This is a genomic window from Bacillus sp. SSR7 (assembly GCF_055902415.1).
Map to the genome: position 1 here is coordinate 1 of NZ_JBVVXV010000029.1, position 16704 is coordinate 16704.

At 34.2% G+C, this 16704-nt stretch carries 12 protein-coding genes and 8 tRNA genes; 19 read left to right on the forward strand and 1 reads right to left on the reverse strand.

Going from position 1 to position 16704, the window contains the following annotated elements:
- The first annotated feature begins 74 nt into the window (after window positions 1-74).
- From AC0NJG_RS27880 to AC0NJG_RS27910, 7 genes are all read left to right on the forward strand, one after another.
- Window positions 75-158: transfer RNA gene (locus tag AC0NJG_RS27880), tRNA-Tyr, on the forward strand.
- A 7-nt stretch (window positions 159-165) separates the two neighbouring features.
- Window positions 166-239, forward strand: a tRNA-Trp gene (locus AC0NJG_RS27885).
- 19 nt (window positions 240-258) lie between these two features.
- Window positions 259-334 (forward strand) — tRNA-His (locus tag AC0NJG_RS27890).
- Between the two features lie 63 nt (window positions 335-397).
- Window positions 398-472, forward strand: a tRNA-Gln gene (locus AC0NJG_RS27895).
- A 5-nt stretch (window positions 473-477) separates the two neighbouring features.
- Window positions 478-552, forward strand: a tRNA-Gly gene (locus tag AC0NJG_RS27900).
- A 14-nt stretch (window positions 553-566) separates the two neighbouring features.
- A tRNA-Cys gene (locus AC0NJG_RS27905) sits at window positions 567-637 on the forward strand.
- Window positions 638-647: 10 nt separating this feature from the next.
- A tRNA-Leu gene (locus tag AC0NJG_RS27910) sits at window positions 648-729 on the forward strand.
- A gap of 140 nt (window positions 730-869) precedes the next feature.
- Here the strand turns inward: AC0NJG_RS27910 and AC0NJG_RS27915 are convergent.
- Window positions 870-1184, reverse strand: a complete 315-nt coding sequence (locus tag AC0NJG_RS27915) for a DUF3884 family protein (RefSeq protein ID WP_087953913.1) — start codon at window positions 1182-1184, stop codon at window positions 870-872.
- A 275-nt stretch (window positions 1185-1459) separates the two neighbouring features.
- On the opposite strand from AC0NJG_RS27915, the gene AC0NJG_RS27920 reads away from it, so the two are divergent.
- The 12 genes from AC0NJG_RS27920 to AC0NJG_RS27975 form a co-directional block, all read left to right on the forward strand.
- Window positions 1460-2179 (forward strand): YebC/PmpR family DNA-binding transcriptional regulator, encoded by a 720-nt coding sequence (locus tag AC0NJG_RS27920; RefSeq protein WP_000532948.1) that lies wholly within the window; start codon window positions 1460-1462, stop codon window positions 2177-2179.
- Window positions 2180-2300: 121 nt separating this feature from the next.
- The gene (locus AC0NJG_RS27925; protein ID WP_474063675.1) at window positions 2301-2762 is read left to right on the forward strand and encodes an NUDIX hydrolase; all 462 of its coding nucleotides are present in this window, start codon (window positions 2301-2303) and stop codon (window positions 2760-2762) included.
- 515 nt (window positions 2763-3277) lie between these two features.
- Window positions 3278-4054, forward strand: a complete 777-nt coding sequence (locus AC0NJG_RS27930) for a transglycosylase domain-containing protein (protein WP_016089400.1) — start codon at window positions 3278-3280, stop codon at window positions 4052-4054.
- Between the two features lie 188 nt (window positions 4055-4242).
- A complete protein-coding gene (locus tag AC0NJG_RS27935; RefSeq protein ID WP_048552668.1) occupies window positions 4243-4896 on the forward strand; it encodes a DsbA family protein in 654 nt (217 codons plus the stop codon).
- 115 nt (window positions 4897-5011) lie between these two features.
- Window positions 5012-5085: transfer RNA gene (locus AC0NJG_RS27940), tRNA-Gly, on the forward strand.
- A 198-nt stretch (window positions 5086-5283) separates the two neighbouring features.
- Window positions 5284-6426: a tRNA epoxyqueuosine(34) reductase QueG gene (gene queG / locus AC0NJG_RS27945; protein ID WP_000345218.1), complete on the forward strand. Its 1143-nt coding sequence runs from the start codon at window positions 5284-5286 to the stop codon at window positions 6424-6426.
- A gap of 44 nt (window positions 6427-6470) precedes the next feature.
- Window positions 6471-7358 (forward strand): amidase domain-containing protein, encoded by an 888-nt coding sequence (locus AC0NJG_RS27950; protein WP_087953911.1) that lies wholly within the window; start codon window positions 6471-6473, stop codon window positions 7356-7358.
- Window positions 7359-7416: 58 nt separating this feature from the next.
- Complete coding sequence (trmL, locus tag AC0NJG_RS27955) at window positions 7417-7905, forward strand: tRNA (uridine(34)/cytosine(34)/5-carboxymethylaminomethyluridine(34)-2'-O)-methyltransferase TrmL (RefSeq protein WP_087953910.1); 489 nt, start codon at window positions 7417-7419, stop codon at window positions 7903-7905.
- A gap of 129 nt (window positions 7906-8034) precedes the next feature.
- Window positions 8035-10104 carry a sensor domain-containing protein gene (locus AC0NJG_RS27960; protein ID WP_087953909.1) on the forward strand — a complete coding sequence of 690 codons (2070 nt, stop codon included), beginning with the start codon at window positions 8035-8037 and terminating at the stop codon, window positions 10102-10104.
- A gap of 382 nt (window positions 10105-10486) precedes the next feature.
- Window positions 10487-12382, forward strand: coding sequence for a PrkA family serine protein kinase (locus tag AC0NJG_RS27965; protein WP_029437380.1), 1896 nt, complete (start codon window positions 10487-10489; stop codon window positions 12380-12382).
- Window positions 12383-12828: 446 nt separating this feature from the next.
- The gene (gene yhbH / locus AC0NJG_RS27970; protein WP_000503513.1) at window positions 12829-14004 is read left to right on the forward strand and encodes a sporulation protein YhbH; all 1176 of its coding nucleotides are present in this window, start codon (window positions 12829-12831) and stop codon (window positions 14002-14004) included.
- A gap of 128 nt (window positions 14005-14132) precedes the next feature.
- Window positions 14133-16704: leucine-rich repeat domain-containing protein (locus AC0NJG_RS27975; protein ID WP_474063676.1), on the forward strand; the 2572-nt coding region annotated here is incomplete at its 3' end.

Genomic DNA, 16704 nt, shown 5'->3' on the forward strand with positions numbered 1-16704 from the left:
CAATTGGTAGAGCAACTGACTTGTAATCAGTAGGTTGGGGGTTCAAGTCCTCTAGCCGGCACCATGTAAGTTTCGGAGGGGTAGCGAAGTGGCTAAACGCGGCGGACTGTAAATCCGCTCCTTCGGGTTCGGCAGTTCGAATCTGCCCCCCTCCACCATTTACATAGGGGCATAGTTTAAAGGTAGAACTGAGGTCTCCAAAACCTCCAGTGTGGGTTCGATTCCTACTGCCCCTGCCAAATATATTTACACAACATGGCGGTTGTGGCGAAGTGGTTAACGCACCGGATTGTGGCTCCGGCATTCGTGGGTTCGATTCCCATCAGTCGCCCCATTTTTATTTTAAAAATTATAAATAATCTAATGGATACTTACATATAATTAAGTAAGAATTCGATGGGCTATAGCCAAGCGGTAAGGCAACGGACTTTGACTCCGTCATGCGCTGGTTCGAATCCAGCTAGCCCAGCCATTTTTGCGGAAGTAGTTCAGTGGTAGAATACAACCTTGCCAAGGTTGGGGTCGCGGGTTCGAATCCCGTCTTCCGCTCCAGTAAAATTTTATATGGCGGCATAGCCAAGTGGTAAGGCAGAGGTCTGCAAAACCTTTATCACCGGTTCAAATCCGGTTGCCGCCTTTTCTTTTGTGCCGATGTGGCGGAATTGGCAGACGCGCACGACTCAAAATCGTGTTCCTTCGGGAGTGTCGGTTCGACCCCGACCATCGGTATCACGAACGGCGTAATAAAAAACTCTACACTAATTGTGTAGAGTTTTTTTGTGATTTCGCTCGATCAAAGCACATACTATACAGTTGGAGTAAACTGTGAAACACTAACAGGATAAAAACTAACATTCGTTTTTATCCCTTTATAGAGAATTTCTCCAACCTGATGACATGAAGTTAAATCCGACACCACCAGTAGATATTAGTACATTATCAACGGTTAAGTTTGTAATTTCTAAAAACTTCTTTTCAAACTCTTCTCTGTTGTACTTGTACATAGTTGAGTGGCACGCCCACATGTGCGTTGAAGTACTCAACCAGTCCCCTAATTCCTTTAATTCAGGAAACGACTCAAATTGAATTGGTTCATCTAATTTCATGAATCTCACTTGATAGATAGTTGGATTTAGCTTTTCTCCTATTTTAATTATAAAGCAATAGAAAGTAATGAAGGGAATATTATGGAAATTGGTATCGGCGATGTAAAAAAACTAACAGAAATGTTAAGGTTTTTTGCTAAATTATGTTATGTGATTCTAAAATTCGTGATAAATGTAGGAATTCATGTATAATATAACTTGTCGAAAGAACAAAATGATAGTGATTTATATTATGTCTGTAATATGAATCAAAAATGAACTTTTTATATTTCTTTTAAAAATGTGTTGAACACACATTATATTTCATATTAATATTTTTATGTAGATTTAAAACGGGAAAGAGAGTGGAAAGTATGGGTCGTAAATGGAATAATATTAAAGATAAAAAAGCATCAAAAGATGCAAATACAAGCCGCATATACGCGAAATTTGGACGTGAAATTTATGTGGCGGCAAAACAAGGCGAGCCAGATCCAGAATCAAACCAAGCGCTTAGAGTTGTATTAGAACGTGCGAAAACATATAACGTACCAAGAACAATTATTGATCGTGCAGTTGAAAAAGCAAAAGGTGGTTCAGAAGAAAATTATGACGAGCTTCGTTATGAAGGATTCGGACCAAATGGAGCTATGGTAATTGTAGATACACTTACAAACAACGTAAACCGTACTGCTGCAGATGTACGAGCTGCATTTAGCAAAAACAGTGGTAACATGGGTGTAAACGGTTCTGTAGCTTACATGTTTGATGCAACAGCTGTTATCGGTCTTGAAGGGAAAACATCAGATGAAGTTCTTGAGATTTTAATGGAAGCAGATGTGGATGCACGTGACATTCTTGAAGAAGAAGATGCTGTTATCGTGTATGCTGAACCAGATCAATTCCACGCAGTACAATCTGCTCTTAAAGATGCGGGTGTTGAAGAATTTACAGTTGCCGAATTAACAATGCTTGCACAAAACGATGTAACACTTCCTGAAGATGCACAAGCACAATTTGAAAAAATGGTTGATGCATTAGAAGATTTAGAAGATGTACAACAAGTTTATCACAACGTAGACTTAGGAGAATAATACGATAAAAGCCCCTGTTCGTTTAACGAATAGGGGCTTTTTTAATAAAGGTATTTTATTGTAAACAGGGAATATGCTTATAGGGATTTATGAAATATTCATTATTGCTAGGAGGCTTAACATGGAACATAAAACACCAAAACATATAGTTGCTGTAGCAGGCTATTTAACAAATGAAAAAGATGAAGTGTTATTAGCAAAGGTACACTGGCGAGCTGATACGTGGGAGTTACCAGGAGGACAGGTAGAAGAAGGGGAAGCACTCGATCAAGCTGTTTGTAGGGAAATAAAAGAGGAAACAGGATTAACGGTGAAGCCTACCGGTATTACAGGAGTTTATTATAATGCTTCCATGAACATTTTAGCTGTCGTTTTTAAAGTAGCATATGTAAGCGGTGAAATAAAAATTCAACATGAAGAAATACAAGAGGCTAAATTTGTTGCTTTAAATGAAGAGAACATAGATGAGTATATAACGCGTCCTCATATGAAATCCAGAACGATTGATGCGATGAGCGCAACACATTGTATTCCGTACGAAACGTGGGAAGTGCAGCCATATAATTTAATAGGTAGATTGTAAAGAAAAGAGTAGCTGGTTTGAGATACAATCAAATCACTACTCTTTTTTGTATACTGTTTAAGAAAAAGGTCAAAATAATAATAGTGCTAGTATTGATTTTGGGAACGTTCGTTCTATATAATGTATGATATATTGTATACATTTAGATTACTAGATACTTACAAGTATATATATTTGTAGATGATATAATGAAAATAGGATGTTTTAATAGGGAAGTATAGGCTTAAGGTATACTCTATTATTGGTTTAGCATAATCTATATTCAATATTTCAGATGAATAGTAGATAAAAAAAGACTATGATACAATACTTTTTTACCCCGCTATTTGCCTGGCAGCTCGATTAGTGAGGGCTGATATTCAGTGGGGGATGAACAAAAACCCTACTGATTAAAGTTTCACTTTATACCTTACAATGATGTAAGGTACGTGTAAGAGAAATCGATGGGATATTTTTTTACAACAAGGTATTCTTAAAGTAAGAGTTATATGCTGTGTGGAAAAGAGGTGTTTAAGATGAAAGAACGAGTATTATCTAGGGTGAACTATCATCAAAAAGTTGCATTAAATCCAATGACTAAGTTTTTTTATAAAGCCATTATTTTATTATTATTGTTAAGTTTTACGTTATTATTCATTGGAAATGTAATGATCGAGCAAAGTGATATTAGTAAATTACATGTACCGGCTAAGTTAGAGGTGCCAGAATCATTAACACATGCATTTATTGCGACAGAAGATAAAAGGTTTTATCATCATAACGGTTTAGATTATATAGCGATTATTAGGGCGTCTGTTGAGAATATAAAAGCTGGTGGTGTTGTGCAAGGTGGTAGCACAATTACACAACAGTTATCAAAAAATGCTTTTTTAACGAATGAACGTACATTTTCTCGTAAGTGGAAAGAAATTTTTTATACGAAAAAAATTGAACGTACATTTACAAAGGATGAAATTTTAAAATTATATGTAAGTAATATTTATTACGGAGAAGGAGCATGGGGAATTGAAAAAGCAGCAAACCTATACTTCGGTAAAAAGGTAAGCCAATTAACGTTGGCTGAAAGTGCAATGATGGCTGCTGTAGTAAAGGCACCTGCTTATTACTCACCTGCACAAAATTATGATAAGGCCGTAGAGAGACGAAATGTCGTTTTGAGATTGATGGAGAAAGAAGGCTATATCAATCATGATGAGTATGTGCAAGCAGTTAGTGAGAAATTAGTCATTCGTCATGATATAAAAACAGAGCAGTCGATGTTAAATAATGCGCGTGAAAAAGCAGTAAGCTAAAGGAAGTTCCTACATAGGAGCTTCTTTTTTTTGAATAAATTGTGACAAATTGTGACACAATATCGTCACAATTATTGTGTTTTTGTAATTTATGTGAGCGTGTTCATTGCGTGACGTATATAAGTGTTGATATTATGTGTATTGTGTACAATGCTGTATACAGAATATGAAATTAAAGAGGAATGTATATGAAATCATCGAACAAACTCATGGCTCTCGGTATAGTTTTTTCCATTGCAGTATTGATTGTGATCGGAACGATTGCGTATAGCATCATAAATGACAAAAAAGATAAAGGGAATGAGATGTTTGCTTATTCCACACAACAATCTTTAGGGAAAGATGATGCTCCGGTTAAGGTAGTTGAATTTGGAGACTTCAAATGTCCTGCTTGTCGTACTTGGGATGTAACAGTATTGCCACGATTAAAAGAAGAGTATATCGACAAAGGTAAAGTGCAGTTATACTTTATTAATTTCCCATTTATCGGAAAAGACTCTGATTTAGGTGCAGCAGCTGGTGAAGCAATTTATAAACAAGATAAAGATTCATTCTGGACTTTCTATGATGAGATTTATCAAAGTCAAAAGAAAGACACGGAAGAATGGATTACAGAAGAATTACTTCTTAACATTGTGAAGGAGAAGCTTCCAAAAGTTGATGTAGCACAATTTAAGAAGGATTTACACAGTAAAGAAATAAAAGAAAAAGTACGTAAAGATTCAGATCGTGCTCAAAAATTAAAAGTTCAAGGTGCTCCTTCAGTATATGTAAACGGAAATCTTGCAAACCCTGATTTCGATAGTATGAAGAAGGCAATTGATAAAGAATTGAAAAAGTGATGAGGACTCTCATCACTTTTTCGACTTTTTTCGATAAAATTCTTGCTTCCGCTTTTTTTACATGCTATACTACTTTACATAAGTTATTCTAATATCTTATATGTATTTCATATTTGCGGGTGTAGTTTAGTGGTAAAACAAGAGCCTTCCAAGCTCTGGTCGAGAGTTCGATTCTCTTCACCCGCTCCAAATTTTATTAAATGTTTTTCTATAAATTGTGATCAACGCAGTGTTTCGTTTCCGAGATAAACGAGGCATTGCGTTTTTTAATGTTTGGAAAACATCATTTTATGCGAAAATAGAAGTAAAGAATAATATTCCAAAAGTGAATTGCTAACCAATCGATCGTTACATAAGGGATGGATTCATCTGAGGAGGCGATTAGGAATGGATTTTGAACAATTAAAGCAAGATGTAATTGCGTATAGTAAAACAATTGGTATAGATAAAATAGGCTTTGCTAGTGCGTCACCATTTGAGGAATTAAAGCAGCGCTTAATCCAGCAGCAACAATTAAATTATCAATCTGGATTTGAAGAGCCTGATATAGAAAAGAGAACGAACCCACAGCTTTTATTACCTGGTGCAAAATCAATTATTGCGATTGCATTAGCGTATCCTTCAAAATTAAAAAATGCACCATTAAGTAAGCGCGGAGAACGCCGTGGGATTTTTTGTCGGGCCTCTTGGGGACAAGATTATCATCTAGTTTTACGAGATCGTTTGCAAAAATTAGAAGCATATTTAATCGAAAAACTTCCCGATATAGAAGTTAAGTCAATGGTTGATACGGGTGAATTAAGTGATCGAGCTGTTTCAGAGCGTGCTGGTATTGGATGGAGCGGTAAGAACTGCTCTATTATTACACCTGAATTTGGTTCGTATGTATATTTAGGAGAAATGATTACAAACGTTCCCTTCCCACCAGATCAGCCGATAGAAGATCAATGCGGGAGCTGTACAAAGTGTATTGATATTTGTCCTACAGGTGCTTTAATACAAGGAGGACAATTAGATTCGAAGAAGTGTATAGCATTTTTAACACAGACGAAAGGATTCCTACCGGAAGAGTATCGCGACAAAATAGGAAATCGTATTTATGGATGTGATACATGTCAAACTGTTTGTCCGAAAAATAAAGGAATGGATTTTCATAATCATCCTGAGATGGAACCAGATCCTGAGTTAGTTAAGCCGTTATTAACACCACTTTTAACAATTAGCAATCGTGATTTTAAAGAGAAATATGGAATTATGTCTGGTTCATGGAGAGGTAAAAAACCGTTGCAACGAAATGCAATTTTGGCACTTGCGCATTTTAAAGAGGCATCAGCAATTCCTGATTTAATTGGTGTTATGAAAGATGATCCAAGACCAGTACTTCGCGGAACAGCAGCGTGGGCGCTTGGGAAAATTGGTGGAGACGGCGTGGGCGAAGCTATTGAAAAAGCGATGCAACGTGAGAAAGACGAAGAGGTTCTTCATGAAATGAATCGCGGACTTGAATTGTTAGCGCAGAAAAAAGAGTAGATAATATCTCCCTTTTTCATATTGTAATATGGGAGGGAGACGAAATGGTTGTAAAAATAAATATTGAAAAGCAAGTCCAACACTTTTTAGCATATATAACAGAGAAACGAACAAATGTAGATGGTATTGCTGAAGATTTATTACAAATAGCAAAGAGAAAGAAACAATTATTCCAAAAGCGTAATGCAGAGATAGTGAAAGCAACTGCGGACGTTTCTTTTATGAGGCAATTAAATAATAGCAATCATCAAGAAATTGATTATCAAATACATTTTAAATATTTAATTAAGCATAAAGAATTATTTTATATTGAAGAGGAACAATTAAAACGAAGAGTTTGTTTAAATAATAGCCGGATAATAGGTGATTATGCTATTGAAGTGCCAGAAGTAGTTAGAATGAGTGAGCCATTAGAAAGGGAAGTTACAAAAGAGAAGTACGGTTCTTATCAGTACAACCGTTTAGAGGCAGTTAAATATGCAGAGCGTTGGTGGGATGATCGAAACCCTGCATATCGTAATTTCCCTGATAATTGTACGAATTTTATTTCTCAATGTCTTCATACTGGAGAAGTACCAATGAATGGATATCCTAATATTCGCAAAGGATGGTGGCAAAGGGAGAATCAGTGGAGTTGGAGCTGGGCTGTTGCACACTCTTTTTATTGGTATTTGTCAGGTGCTACATCAGGACTTCGAGCTGAAGCTGTAGAAAGGCCAGAGAACCTTATTCTTGGTGATGTCATCGCTTATGATTTCGAGGATGATGGTAGGTGGAATCATACGACGATTGTAGTAGCAAAAGACGCAGATGGTATGCCGCTTGTAAATGCACATTCAGCGAATAGCCGTCGGCGTTATTGGAACTATGAAGATTCTAGTAAATATACACCACAAATGAAATATAAATTCTTTCATATTATTAATGGGTAGAGATTTTTCGCTCAAGTGGTATAATACGTAGTAGACAAAAAACAGAGGTGAATATCGCGTGGGAGTACATGTTGTTTTATATCAACCAGAAATTCCAGCAAATACAGGAAATATTGCTCGTACTTGTGCAGCAACTGGAACAGAATTACATTTGATTAGACCGCTTGGATTTTCAACGGATGATAAAATGTTAAAGCGTGCAGGATTAGATTATTGGCAGCACGTGAAAATTACGTATTATGATTCAATTGAAGAGTTTTATGAGAAAAATAAAGACGGTGAGTTCTTCTATTTAACAAAGTATGGCGAGAAAGCTCATACATCGTTTGATTATAGTAAACGTGAGAAGGATTACTACTTTGTATTTGGAAGAGAAACGAACGGCTTACCAGCTAATGTAATCGAAGAAAATTTCGATCATTGTTTACGTATTCCAATGACTGATAAAGTGCGTTCATTAAATTTATCAAATACAGCAGCTATTTTAATTTATGAAGCGTTCCGTCAACAAAATTATCCAGGATTAGATTTAGAAATTGTTTATTAAAAGTCGCCATATGGCGGCTTTTTTTCTAAAAATAAAAATAAATATGGAATCATACATTTAAAAAAGGGTACATAGTCATATAGAATGGTGATATATGAATAAAAATAGATCAGACAGGTTGAGATAAATATGAAGGAACAATATCGTAATCAAAATACCTTTTTAAGTATGATAGATATGGATTTAATAAGAAGAGGATTATTACATGCTATTCAAGATTTAGTATTTATTGTGAAAGTTATGGATGATGAAAGCTTTACATATATTTATGTAAATAAGATAGGTATGGATTATGCAAAGCTAAGCGAAGAATGTTATGGAAAAACGTTTTCTGAAGTATTGCCGAAAGATACGGCGGAAATATTGCAAGTGCAATATGCAAAAGTAGCGAGCGAAGCAAAAGCACATACCTTTTGTGATGTAGTTAGTTTACCAACTGGTAATTTACATTATGAATCTTCACTTAATCCTGTATTTGATGAAGAAGGAGTATGTCAGTTTATTATTTGTATTACGAGGGATATTACAGCTCAAATTGAGGAGAAGATTGAAATAGAGGAAAAACAAATGTTATTTAAGTCATTACTAGAATATAATAATGACTCCATTATATCTATAGATTCTATAGGTAGAATTACATACGCGAATCCAGCAACGTATGAAATATTTGGATATCGATATGAAGAATTAAATAATAAATTTATCTTTGAATTTATTAATAAAGAATATGAAAAAGATTTTCAAATTATATTTAAAGGATCCATGCAAGGAAAAGCAAAGCAAATTGTTTCAAAGAAATATGTTCATAAAGAAGGGTACGAGCTCTATATTTCCCTGAGAACTATTCCGATTATTGTGAACGGTGAAATTGTTGGGGTTTATATTGTTACGAGGGATGTTACAAGGCATGTATTAAACGAGATGAGAACGGAATATTTAGCTTATTATGACCAGTTAACAGGATTAATGAATAGAATTTCATGTGCAAATAAGTTAAATGATTTTTTAAATGAGAAGATAGATTTTGCGTTTATCTTTATAGATTTAGATGAATTTCACCTTATTAATGATACTTTTGGTCATAAAGAAGGAGATAAAGTATTACAAAAAGTTACAGAATGTTTAAGCAGTCTCCAAATATACGGTATGCACTTATTTAGAGAACACGATGATCAATTTGTTATGTTAATAGAAAATATAACGAAAGAACGTGTAGAGGGAGTTGCAAAAAGCATACAAAAAAAGATTAGTGAACATTTTGTAATCGAAGAAGAGGACGTGTATTTAAGTGCGTCAATCGGAATTGTAATGGCTCCAACAGATGGAGAAGATGAAAAAATATTATTCCAAAGAGTTGATGCCGCTTTGGAAAAAGCAAAAGAAAAAGGAAAAGGGCATTATCATTTTTATTGCAGTGGATTAGATTGTGAGCGTGAACAAAGATTTATAATAGAAAACCAATTACATCGTGCTATAGAAAAAAATGAATTCTACTTACATTATCAGCCGCAAATTAATATTGAAACGAAAAAAATAGCTAGTATGGAGGCTTTAATAAGGTGGGAGAATAAAGAATTAGGATTTGTCCCTCCCAATCACTTTATTCCGCTAGCAGAAAGAACAGGATTTATTATTAAGCTTGATGAATGGGTAGTAAATGAAGTGTGTCGGCAAATACGCGAATGGTTAAATAAAGGATATGAAGTTGTCCCGATTGCAGTTAATATTTCAGCCAGGCATTTTCGCTCTATTACATTAATAGAGATGATTACACGAGCTTTACATAAGTACAATGTACCAGCCCATTTATTAGCGATAGAGGTTACAGAAGGAGCACTTATACATAAAGATATATCGAAAAGAGTATTGCTACAATTAAAAGAACAAAATTTAAAGATTCATTTAGATGATTTTGGTACAGGATATTCATCTTTAAGTTATTTAAAAACGTATCCAATTGATACTTTGAAAATTGATCGTTCTTTTATGGAAGGTATATACGTAGATGAACGTGATACGAATATTACGGCTGCGATTATTCATTTAGCCCATACTTTGGGATTGAATGTAATTGCAGAAGGAGTAGAAAAAGCGGAACAAATACAATTTTTGAAGGAAAAGAATGTGAAGTTTGTACAAGGCTATTATTATAGCCGACCTTTATCAAAATATGATGTAGAAAATGTGTATTATAAATAATCGATAAAAAAAAGTGATGTGCTAAGAAGCACATCACTTTTTTTGTGTACCAGGTTTATCATTGTAACCAGATGTAAAAATAGCTGTAAGGAATGTGAGTGATACACCTAAAATTAATAATAATTTCATACTAATATTCCTCCTATTTTTTCAGTTTACGAATCTGAAGTGTATGTAAGGTTCTTGGAAGAAAAGAATTTATTTAAAATGAATAGCGGTGTAAAAACTTTAATACCTATATTATACAGAATTTTCTTTGAATTTTGGAGAGAATTTTATAGCACTACTGTATATTTCATTTTGATTTAAAGAATGTTTGAGGACATCCTAGCATACCTTTTATAATAATCCGATTGAACAAGGAGATGGGGGAGGAGCTATAATGGATATTCTAAAAAAAATTGAACAGCATCGAGAAGCAGAAGAACGCTTACAATGGGAAGGTACGTTTGCGGAGTATTTGGAGCTTGTGAAGGAAAGACCATGGGTGGCTCAAACAGCACACTCTCGCATTTACAATATGATAAAAGATGCTGGAATTGAAGAAGTAGATGGTAGAAGAAAGTATAACTTCTTTAGTAATCAGCTATTTGGGTTAGAGGATGCTTTAGAACGTCTTGTAGAGGAGTATTTTCATCCGTCTGCAAAACGATTAGATGTTAGAAAACGTATTTTATTATTAATGGGTCCTGTTAGCGGAGGGAAATCAACATTAGTTACGATGTTGAAACGAGGATTAGAAACATATTCAAGAACAGATCGAGGAGCAATTTTTGCCATTAAAGGATGCCCAATGCACGAGGATCCACTTCATTTAATTCCGCACCATTTACGTGAGGATTTCTTTGATGAGTATGGAGTTAGAATTGAAGGGAATTTATCACCACTCAACGTTATGCGTCTAGAACAAGAATATGGTTCAAGAATTGAGGATGTAGTTGTAGAGCGTATTTTCTTCTCGGAAGATCGCCGTACAGGGATTGGTACATTTAGCCCGTCTGATCCTAAATCACAAGATATTGCCGATTTAACAGGCAGCCTGGACTTTTCCACAATCGCAGAATATGGTTCAGAATCAGATCCACGAGCGTATCGCTTCGATGGAGAATTAAATAAGGCAAACCGTGGAATGATGGAGTTCCAAGAGATGTTAAAATGCGACGAGAAGTTCTTATGGCATTTATTATCGCTTACGCAAGAAGGGAATTTCAAAGCGGGAAGATTTGCGCTTATTTCAGCAGATGAATTAATTGTAGCGCATACGAATGAAACGGAGTATCGCTCTTTCATAGCAAATAAGAAAAATGAAGCATTACATTCACGTATTATCGTAATGCCGGTTCCATATAATTTAAGGGTTAGTGAAGAAGAACATATTTATGAAAAAATGATTCGTGAAAGTGATGTGTCCAATGTTCACATTGCACCACACACACTTCGAGTTGCAGCAATGTTTACGATTTTAACTCGTTTAAAAGATCCGAAGCGTCCAGATATTGATTTAATTAAAAAGATGCGTTTGTATGATGGAGAAACAGTAGAAGGTTATAATGCGATTGACGTAGAGGAGCTGCAACGCGAATATCAAGATGAAGGTATGAAAGGTATTGACCCTCGTTACGTTATTAATCGAATTTCTTCTACAATTATTCGAAAAGAGGTACCATCTATTAATGCATTAGATGTACTTCGCTCTTTAAAAGATGGATTAGATCAGCATCCATCGATCAGTAATGAAGACCGAGAGCGTTATATGAATTTCATCTCATTAGCGAGAAAAGAATATGATGAGATTGCGAAGAAAGAAGTACAAAAAGCATTCGTGTATTCATATGAAGAATCAGCGAAGACACTTATGGATAATTACTTAGATAACGTTGAGGCCTACTGCAATAAGTCAAAATTACGTGATCCGTTAACAGGGGAAGAAATGAGCCCAGATGAAAAATTAATGCGCTCGATTGAGGAGCAAATTGGAATCTCAGAAAATGCTAAAAAAGCATTCCGAGAAGAAATATTAATTCGCATCTCTGCTTATGCACGTAAAGGAAAACGCTTCGATTATAATTCGCACGAACGTCTTCGTGAAGCGATTCAGAAGAAGCTATTTGCTGATTTAAAAGATATAGTGAAAATTACAACATCAACGAAAACACCGGATGAAAATCAGCTTAAGAAAATCAATGATGTTGTTGCACGCTTAATTGATGAGCATGGCTATAATTCTTCTTCAGCAAATGAATTATTACGCTATGTAGGTAGCCTGCTAAACCGATAGTTTGATAATAAAACGCTGTCTCTTGTATTTTGCGGGACAGCGTTTTATTATCCGTTCATATGTGTAAAGTGTCATACCTTGTCCAAATGTAATAAATTAAGATGCAATTTCATGAATTTATTGTCAATTATTTTTACAATATGCATATGATAGAGTAACCAACCATTCATACGAAAAAAGCCAACACAATACAATATGTTGCAAAGTGTAAATGTGTGCAACTATGCATTGTGTTTCTTTCTTATCAACGGCTGAATGTTTCTTTCTAGTATGTGAGTGGCAAAATTTTGTTTAGGATGCTCGGAGTATTATATGAAAAACGTTATATATGTTTATGGGATGATTTTTGATGGGCAGTTACCTTTCATTCTAGCTTGCACAGTATAAAACAAACTTTCTAGCTTGCTGTTCATATAGGAAGACAATTACAGTAAGGAGGGAAAGAAATGGGTGAAGAAAACCAACCAAATTATACGATCTCACAGGAAAACTGGTCCCTCCATCGCAAAGGATATGACGACCAACAACGCCATCAAGAGAAAGTACAAGAGGCAATTAAGAATAATTTACCCGATCTTGTAACAGAAGAAAGCATTGTTATGTCTAATGGTAAGGATGTTGTAAAAATACCGATTCGTTCTTTAGATGAATATAAGATTAGGTACAATTATGATAAAAACAAACACGTTGGGCAAGGAAATGGTGACAGCAAAGTTGGTGATGTCGTTGCGAGAGATGGATCAGGTGGTCAAAAGCAAAAAGGACCAGGAAAAGGGCAAGGAGCAGGGGATGCGGCTGGAGAAGATTATTATGAAGCTGAAGTCTCTATTTTAGAATTAGAGCAAGCATTTTTCAAAGAATTAGAATTACCTAATTTAAAGAGAAAAGAAATGGATGAAAACCGGATTGAACATGTTGAATTTAATGATATTAGAAAAACAGGATTATGGGGCAACATCGATAAGAAAAGAACGATGATATCCGCATATAAACGAAATGCGATGCGTGGTAAAGCATCTTTCCATCCGATTCACCAAGAAGACTTAAAATTCCGCACTTGGAATGAAGTATTAAAGCCAGATTCAAAAGCTGTTGTATTAGCGATGATGGATACGAGTGGATCGATGGGAATATGGGAGAAATATATGGCGCGTAGCTTCTTTTTCTGGATGACGAGATTTCTACGCACAAAGTATGAAACAGTAGATATTGAATTTATTGCCCATCATACGGAGGCAAAAGTAGTTCCAGAGGAAGAGTTTTTCTCAAAAGGAGAAAGTGGCGGAACAATTTGTTCTTCTGTATACAAAAAAGCACTTGAGCTAATCGATAATAAATATTCACCAGACCGCTATAATATTTATCCATTCCATTTTTCAGACGGTGATAATTTAACATCAGATAATGCTAGATGTGTAAAGCTTGTGGAAGAATTAATGAAGAAATGTAACATGTTTGGATATGGGGAGGTGAATCAGTACAACCGCCATAGTACACTTATGTCAGCCTATAAAAATATTAAAGATGAGAATTTCAGATATTATATTTTAAAGCAAAAAGCAGACGTATTTCATGCGATGAAAAGCTTTTTTAGAGAAGAATCAGGTGAGAAAATGGCATAACCTCTTTTAAAGAGGTTCTTTTTTTGTAAACTTTTTATTTTCTCAGTTGACAATGATAATGAAAATCATTATCATTTATTCGAGAAATGATTACATTTCGAATTATATATTTCGGAGGAGATATAAAGTTGAAAAGAAATAAAAGAAAACGTATAAATGCAATGATTATAGCGGCGGCGTTATCACTTCCATTTGCTGTTTATTCAACACCTGCTTTAGCGGCAGTAGCAATTGAGGCGAATAAAACTGGACAAGGTTTAGAAGATGGTACATATGACGCTGTTATTAAAGCGTATAAAGATAAAACGAATGAAGAGTCTATGGCAGCTGTTTATATAAAGGATCCGAAATTAACAATTGAGAATGAAAAGAGAATTGTAACAGCAACGTTAAGTGATAGTGATTTCTTTCAATACTTGAAAACAGAGGATATTCATACTCCAGGTGTGTTTCATGATGTGAAAGTAATATCAGAAGATAAAAAGAAAAATGGGACGAAAGTAATTCAGTTTGAAGTAGGGGAATTAGGAAAAAGGTATAATATGCAAATGCATATTTATATTCCGACAATGGCTTATGACAATAAGTATCAAGTACAGTTTGAAGTAAACACATTAAATTTAGAAAATAATGTTCCAGAAGAACAAAAGGAAAATAAAGAAGAGCAAAAAGAAGAAGCAAAAAATATAGTAGTGGATGAAAAGTTACAACAATACATTAATAAAAATGTTTTAGGTCGAAAGGATATAAATGCACCAATAACGAAAGTTGATGCATTACAAATTAAAGAAATAAAGGTATATAGAGGGAAAGAGATTGGTGATTTAGCCGGTTTAGAGCATATGGTAAATTTGACTAGCTTCATATTGCATGAATCTGAAGTAAGTGATTTATCGCCAATTACTGGGCTGAATAAAATTCAAACTCTTTCTTTAAGGGATAATAAAATTATCGATTTGAAGCCATTAAGTAATTTGAAAAAAGTTAGAGTATTAGATTTAGTCGGTAATAAAATTGAAAATATTAAGCCGCTATTTACAATGCCGTCTCTAGGTAAGTTGTATTTAGCTAATAATAATATTAGTGATGTAACAGGAATTGAACAGTTAAATAAAGTAAAGGAATTATGGATTGGAAATAATAATATTAATACTCTCGAATCTATTAGTAAAATGGAGAGTCTTACTCAGCTTAATGTGAGAGACGCAGAAATTAAAGATATTACACCACTAGCTAAAATGAAAAACTTACAATCACTTGATTTAGAGGAAAATTATATTTCTGATGTATCACCACTTAGTGAACTAACTAATTTATACGAACTTAATTTAAATACAAATGAAATTTCTGATATAAGACCTATTCAAGAGTTTGCAAAGCGTTTTGTAGTTAAAGTCCATAGACAAAAAATCTTCTTAGATAAAGGAGTAGTAAATGAGAATATTAAGATTCCTGTATACAACTTGAATGGGGAACCTCTTCAAAATATTAAATGGGTAAGTGAAGGAGGAACATATGATAATGGTTTTGTAAAATGGAATAGCCCTGGAGAGAAGGTATACGAGTTCAATTTAGAAACAGGTTCTTCAGAGCATAAATTACGTTTTAATGGAACTATTATTCAAACAATAGTTCCAACACAAGCAGATTTAAGTGTTATTCCGGATAAAAAACTAAGAGAGCATATTAATAAAGATAGTTTAGGTAGAACGGATTTGAATACACCTATTACGAAAGAAGATTTATTGAAGGTTAAAACATTAAAGGTAACTGATGGGCAGAATAATGGAATAACAGATTTATCTGGATTAGAGTATATGACAAATTTAGAAGATTTGACATTAGAAAAGTTTGAGTTGAAAAATATAGATTTTATCTCGGAATTAAAAAGCTTGAAGTCCGTTAATTTAGCAAATAATAAAATAGAAAATTTAGAGCCATTAGCTAAGTTAGGAAAGATTGAGGAATTAAATATAAGCAATAATAATATCCAAAATATAAAACCATTATTTACATTAAATTCACTGAAAAAGTTAAATGTTTCAGCTAATAAAATTAATAATGAATCTCTGCAAGGAATTCAGCAACTGAAGAACTTAGATTTATTAATAGTGAATAATAATGATATTAGTAATTTAGATGAAATTACTAATATCCCTAAGTTATTCGAACTGGAGATTCAAGGGAATAAAATAGTAGATGTAACTCCGTTAACTAAAGCTAAAGAATTAAGGTTTTTAGATTTATCAGACAACGTAATTAAGGATATAACGATTTTTAGTTCCATCAAAGAGTTATATAAATTAAAGCTAGCAGGAAATGAAATTCGTGATATAAAACCAATTATTCAATTATCACAGTTTATTACAATTGATATTAGAAGACAAAGAATTGTGCTAGAAGATGCTCAAGTAAATCAAGCGATAAAAATTGCTGTTTCTGATGTGGAAGACAATCCTCTCGAGGATATTGCACTGAAGAGCGAAGGCGGAATATTTAATGATGAAGATGGTACGATTGTATGGAGTACTTCTGGAGAAAAAAGATATGAGTTTCATTTTGATGCATGGGATTATTATGAACTTGGCATATGGTTCAGCGGAGAAGTGATTCAAAATATTGTAGAAAAAATTGAGTTGCCAGAAAAAGAAGAAAGTAAACCAGAGGCAGAAGTAGAGAAGCTGGAAGAAGAAAGTAAAC

Excerpts from the sequence above, each read along its gene's own strand:
- AC0NJG_RS27920 (WP_000532948.1), top strand. The coding sequence starts at position 1,460 with ATGGGTCGTAAATGGAATAATATTAAAGATAAAAAAGCATCAAAAGAT.
- AC0NJG_RS27925 (WP_474063675.1), top strand. The coding sequence starts at position 2,301 with ATGGAACATAAAACACCAAAACATATAGTTGCTGTAGCAGGCTATTTA.
- AC0NJG_RS27930 (WP_016089400.1), top strand. The coding sequence starts at position 3,278 with ATGAAAGAACGAGTATTATCTAGGGTGAACTATCATCAAAAAGTTGCA.
- AC0NJG_RS27935 (WP_048552668.1), top strand. The coding sequence starts at position 4,243 with ATGAAATCATCGAACAAACTCATGGCTCTCGGTATAGTTTTTTCCATT.
- queG (WP_000345218.1), top strand. The coding sequence starts at position 5,284 with ATGGATTTTGAACAATTAAAGCAAGATGTAATTGCGTATAGTAAAACA.
- AC0NJG_RS27950 (WP_087953911.1), top strand. The coding sequence starts at position 6,471 with ATGGTTGTAAAAATAAATATTGAAAAGCAAGTCCAACACTTTTTAGCA.
- AC0NJG_RS27960 (WP_087953909.1), top strand. The coding sequence starts at position 8,035 with ATGAAGGAACAATATCGTAATCAAAATACCTTTTTAAGTATGATAGAT.
- AC0NJG_RS27965 (WP_029437380.1), top strand. The coding sequence starts at position 10,487 with ATGGATATTCTAAAAAAAATTGAACAGCATCGAGAAGCAGAAGAACGC.
- yhbH (WP_000503513.1), top strand. The coding sequence starts at position 12,829 with ATGGGTGAAGAAAACCAACCAAATTATACGATCTCACAGGAAAACTGG.